The 5363-nt window shown below is 32.7% G+C and carries 3 protein-coding genes; all 3 read left to right on the top strand.

The window, feature by feature from the left end:
- Nucleotides 1-858 precede the first annotated feature (858 nt).
- The 3 genes from ACEYX7_RS10525 to ACEYX7_RS10515 all read left to right on the top strand — a co-directional run bounded on the left by ACEYX7_RS10525 (nt 859) and on the right by ACEYX7_RS10515 (nt 5144).
- Nucleotides 859-1671 carry an O-antigen ligase family protein gene (locus ACEYX7_RS10525; RefSeq protein WP_374900551.1) on the top strand — a complete coding sequence of 271 codons (813 nt, stop codon included), beginning with the start codon at nt 859-861 and terminating at the stop codon, nt 1669-1671.
- A gap of 276 nt (nt 1672-1947) precedes the next feature.
- Entirely contained in the window at nt 1948-3183 is a 1236-nt protein-coding gene (locus ACEYX7_RS10520) for a glycosyltransferase family 4 protein (protein ID WP_374802404.1), read from the top strand.
- 47 nt (nt 3184-3230) lie between these two features.
- A complete protein-coding gene (locus tag ACEYX7_RS10515) occupies nt 3231-5144 on the top strand; it encodes an acyltransferase family protein (protein ID WP_374802402.1) in 1914 nt (637 codons plus the stop codon).
- Nucleotides 5145-5363 lie beyond the last annotated feature (219 nt).

The following is a 5363-nucleotide window of genomic DNA, read 5'->3' as shown; positions in this document are numbered from 1 at the left end:
CCATTGGGCATCAGTAAGTGTTAGTCTATTCATATAATCAGAATAACTGATTTTCTTTGTATGTCAACATACCCTAAGACTATCTACTAATAAATTTAATTTATGTGTTTTGTCTATTACACCTATTCTATTTCTGTGGATTTTAACTACAGATGCCTGTATAATAGGTCTGGTTATACTTAACATGGCTTTTAAGATAGTATTTTTGTCTAACTTATTGATAAGTAAGTTGTTTGGTGTGGTTGGGTTCAACATAACCTACAATTTTATGTAGATGATGTGGAGGAATATATCTCAATATCTTTTAAATCAAAGAAATGTTTAAGTTTTAAACCTATTTTGCGTTAATTTAAGTTAATCTAGTGCTAATTAGGCTTCTTTTTAGTTCCTTATATCGAATCACGTCTATTAACTAACCATCGAAACATCGGTTGCCTTTGAAGATAGAAGTTATTTATGAAAACAATAGCGATACATAAGTTTTTTTTGTCAACAGTATTGGGGACTTCATTTTTATTATATTTTACAAATAATAGCTTCCTGTCATATATTCCACTATTTTTAGTGATTTTTTTGCTCATTGTTTTAGAAGCATTTAACCCGAGTAAAATAAAATATACTGACTGGTTTGTTTTATTCTCATGGATACCATATTTATTGATTGCTAGTCTATACTACTTCAATCACCCATACCAGGGTCAGCTATTTCATACAATATCATTAACCATATTTCTGATACCATTTTTTTTATTTTCAATTCAAGCATTGAAGAGGAATGATTTTAATTTTAAAATATTTATATATAATTTTCTATTCTCTTTTTTGATGCTTGAATTTATTGTTTGTGTGGGTCAAATTATGACATATACACTTGGATTTGGATTACCTGTTAGTTCTGATTATGGTGAATTTTTGTATGTTACAGGCACTTTTACTAATCCAAATGATTTAGCTTGTATAGTTATGCTATCATCTTTTTGTATTGCAAAGATAGAACAAGAATTTCCTTCTCGTAATATGGCATTTATTTGGTTAATAATAGCATTACTTTTACTAATTACATCTTCTAGAACAGCGTTATTGGCAACTTTTTTGATTTTTTTAGCAACAAGGATAGAATTCTTTACGCTCAAAGCGATAAAAAAAATTATTATTTCCTTGGTTGTTTGTATTCCTGTAGTGACTATTGCTTTTCATTCAGATATATCAGTAGTTACACGTATAGTAGATAAATTAGATACGATTATAGGAGTATATAACAATGGAGTTGGTTTTGATCATTCTAGTAGCCTAAGAATAGAATCCTATATGTATTTCTTAAAAAATATTGGAAACTTAGGGCTGGGGTCTGGTGAAATTTATAATTATTATAAATATTCAACCTATGCTTCTTTTGAAACAGAGTTAATGTTTTATAATCCGCATTCACTTATTGTTGAACTAGGTTATTGGCTTGGCTGGATAGGTTTATCTTTTTTTATGGTAGCTTTTGTTTATACCATGTATGAATATCAAAGAAATATTTTATTGGTATTGATTATTTCAATTACGTCTATGAATATATCTTCAAGTGTTTTAAGTTCATTTTATTATTTTTTATTATTATTTTTGTGTCTTTTGGTTGGTAGTCCTAAGATATTTGCTTGGGTTACTAGATTTAAGGTCTTTTAGTTTTGTTGAATGATTTTTACAAGTTGTTTGTAATCAGTAGACACCTTGCGAAAGTAGGTCTTCCGTTCGCCCTGAGCTTGTCAAAGGGTTGGAAAGCCGTTATGGTTCGACAGGCTCACCACGAACGGTTTCCTTTAAATGCCATTTTTGAAAGAGGTCTAGTATGATAAATTATTTCTCGGGTGATAATTTATTCTGAAAGTGCTAGATTGGATCTTGTATTATATACTAAAATAATCAGTATGTATCGATAGCAATAATCTCTTGGAGAATGAAATGCAAAATAGTAAAAAATGTATTTGGCTGATCAATCAATATGCGTCTACACCTGAAACGGGTATGGGGGGAAGACAATATTATTTAGCAAAAGCACTGTCACAACAAGGTTATTTGGTCTATGTGATTGCAGGTAGCTATAGCCATATTTTACGACACACTAAAAAATTTGATGGTGATTTTTTAATTGAAGATATTGATGATAACTTTAAATTTGTTTGGGTGAATTTATCACCATATGAAGGTGCACATAATAAAAAGCGTATCATTAATGAGTTTGTTTTTGCTTATAAAATTCGTAAGCTGAAATCATATTTGCATAAGCCTGATGTGGTATTACAATCATCGCCAGCATTACCAACTTATTTTGGTGCTTTATCGTTGGCAAAAACCTTTAAGGCAAAATTTATTTTTGAAGTCCGTGATATTTGGCCAAAAACGCTGATTGAGTTGGGCGGATATTCGCCAAGTCATCCTTTTGTGCGGTTGTTACAATGGATTGAAGATAGTGCATATCGTCATGCTGACTATGCATTTTCCAATCTAGCCAATGCAGTCAAACATATGGCAAGTCGTGGATTGGATGCGAAAAAATTTCATTGGATACCGAATGGCGTATTTTTGGATGAGGTGAATAATAAACAAGCATTAACGGCTGAAATTTTACAACAATTGCCAAAAGATAAATTCATTGTCGGTTATACTGGTTCAATTGGTTTGGCCAATGCGATGAAATATTTGATTGATGCCATTCCACACATTCCGTCGCGTGAACAGATGCATTTTATTCTAGTCGGTGAGGGTAAAGAAAAGCAAAGTTTGCTTGAACAGGCTCAACGATTGGGTGTGACCAATTTGACTTTTATTGAGCCAATTGCCAAAGCTCAAATCCAAACGATGTTAGAGCAATTTGATGTGTGTTATATTGGTTGGCAAAATAAACCGATTTATGAATTGGGTATTGCAGCCAATAAGTTACCAGAATATATGTATTCGGCACGTCCTGTGGTGCATTCTTTTTCAGGTGAAGGAGATTTTGTCAAAATTGCCAATGCTGGGGTGAGTGTCACTGCTGAAGATGCAACAGCGATTGCACAAGCCATTCAACAGATATACGATATGACGCCAGCACAACGCCAACAGTTAGGCGAGAATGGTAAACAATTTGTATTAGAAAATTTTGACTACGATAAAATCGCCAGTAAAATGGCGAATATCCTATTTGGTGAAAAATAAAAAACCAAATTTAAGCTGTAATCAGTTGATAACTCTTAGGGTAAGTTATGCAATTTAGATATGACATCAATGCTCTGCGTGCAATCGCTGTTTTGGCTGTACTCATTTTTCATTTTAATAGTGATTGGTTGCCTGGTGGCTTTATTGGTGTTGATGTCTTTTTTGTGATTTCTGGTTATTTGATGACAGGAATTATTGTTTCAAAACTGGCTACGCAGCAATTTAAATTAACTGATTTTTACTTGGCTCGTGCTTATCGCATTATTCCAGCATTATTAGTGCTGTGTACAATATTATTGGTTTTGGGCTACTTTTTTTTATTACCAATGGATTATAAAGCGGTAGGGCGACATGTTGCGAGTAGTTTAAGTTTTGTCTCTAATATTAATTATCTAGAAGAAATCGATTATTTTGATGTTACTGCCAAAGAAAAATTTTTATTACATACTTGGTCACTATCTGTAGAGTGGCAATTTTATCTTATTTATCCTATTATTATTTTAATTTTACACAGAATTTTTAAGTTAGAACATCTCAAATATATTGTATTGCTATTGTTTATAGTGGGTTTTTCTTTTTGTATTTATTCATCACAACATGAGCCGATGGAAGCATTTTATTTATTGTATTCTCGGGCATGGGAAATGCTAGTGGGTGGAGTTGCCTATTTATTCTCATTTAAAATAGTAGAAAAACAGCAATCAGTCGTGCAAAAAGTGAGTATATTACTGATATTATTTAGTTATTTTTTCTTTGATGAAGCGACAATATGGCCAAGCTATTGGACAATTATTCCCGTGTTCGGTGCTTTTTTATTCATTGTGAGCAATTACCAAAGTAAGTTGTTAAATTATACTGTTATACAAGCGATTGGTCGTTGGTCTTATTCAATTTATTTGTGGCACTGGGTCTTTGCTGTTATTATTTTTTATTATACTTTGCCCGAATATACGGTTTATGTTGGTATTTTACTCTCGATTTTATGTGGTTTTTTAAGCTATCGCTATATAGAAAGTATCAATTTAAAAAAGATGGTACAGAATTCATTATTTAAGAAAATGCTACTTATTCTTGTTTTTTTTATTATATTTTTATCGGCAAAACGAGTGGGGGATTATAAATTAATACAGCCGAATATATCACCAAAAATCAATCAAGTATTAAGTTATTGGGGAGAGAGAAATCCCTATCATTGTATGCCGAATGGCAAAAAATTGAGTGAAGTATGTTATATCGGTAATAAAGATAATATCCGTGCCATTATGGTCGGAGATAGTCATACCGATGCTTTGCTTACAGGGCTGGTGGCAAATACCAATGTGCAAAAGCAGGGCATAGCAGCGATGTTACAAGTGAGCTGTCCGATGATTGCTGGGGCAAATTTTACAGGATTTGATAATATTTGTGCTTTAGAAAATCAACAGCGATCAAGTTATTTGGCACAAAACCTTAAAGGTGTGCCTGTGATTTGGACATCACGTTTATCAGCTTATTTGTTAGGTTCGCAAAGTAATCTCCTATATGTGCATGATAATAAACCATTAATTTATTTTGAGCAAAAATATCACAAAAGTAATGATGCCCTATTGTCTCAATTAGAAATAAACTTAAAACAGACGATTTGTTCGCTGAGTCAAAATCATCCCGTATATATGGTTTTGCCTGTGCCAGAGTTACCTTATGATGCACCAAAAACTATGGCAAAACGAATCTTGCTCAAACAAGATGCGGAAATTGAGATGTCATATCAGCAATATTTAAATCGAAATCAGCCATTTAGAGAGATGATTGGGCGTGTTGCCAGTCAATGTCAGGCAACGGTTTTAGATCCTGCACAATATTTGTGTGATGGTGTGAAGTGTAAAGGCAGTAACAATGGTACACCTTGGTATTATGATGACGACCATTTAAATCAATATGGTAATCAACAATTGCAAGAAATGTTTTCGAAGATAAAATAACGTTATGTTATGCCTATCTCTTGTTTATGTTTTGGAGATTAGGCTATAATTGTGTTCTTATTGTGAGAACATATTGGGCAAAAAATTCATCAGGCTTATACTATACATTGTAGTGTTGGTAAAAATATGCTCTGCACACGACAAAAATCATCCCCACCCCACCTTTAGCGGTTTAGGGGATAAAAAACTGACCAACTGTCGAAATACAGCCTTATCATT

Source organism: Hubeiibacter jixunmingi (assembly GCF_041928215.1).
Classification (GTDB): Bacteria; Pseudomonadota; Gammaproteobacteria; order Pseudomonadales; family Moraxellaceae; genus Acinetobacter.
The sequence above is the reverse complement of the archived record's forward strand: the minus strand, read 5'-3'. Positions and strand labels throughout refer to the sequence as shown.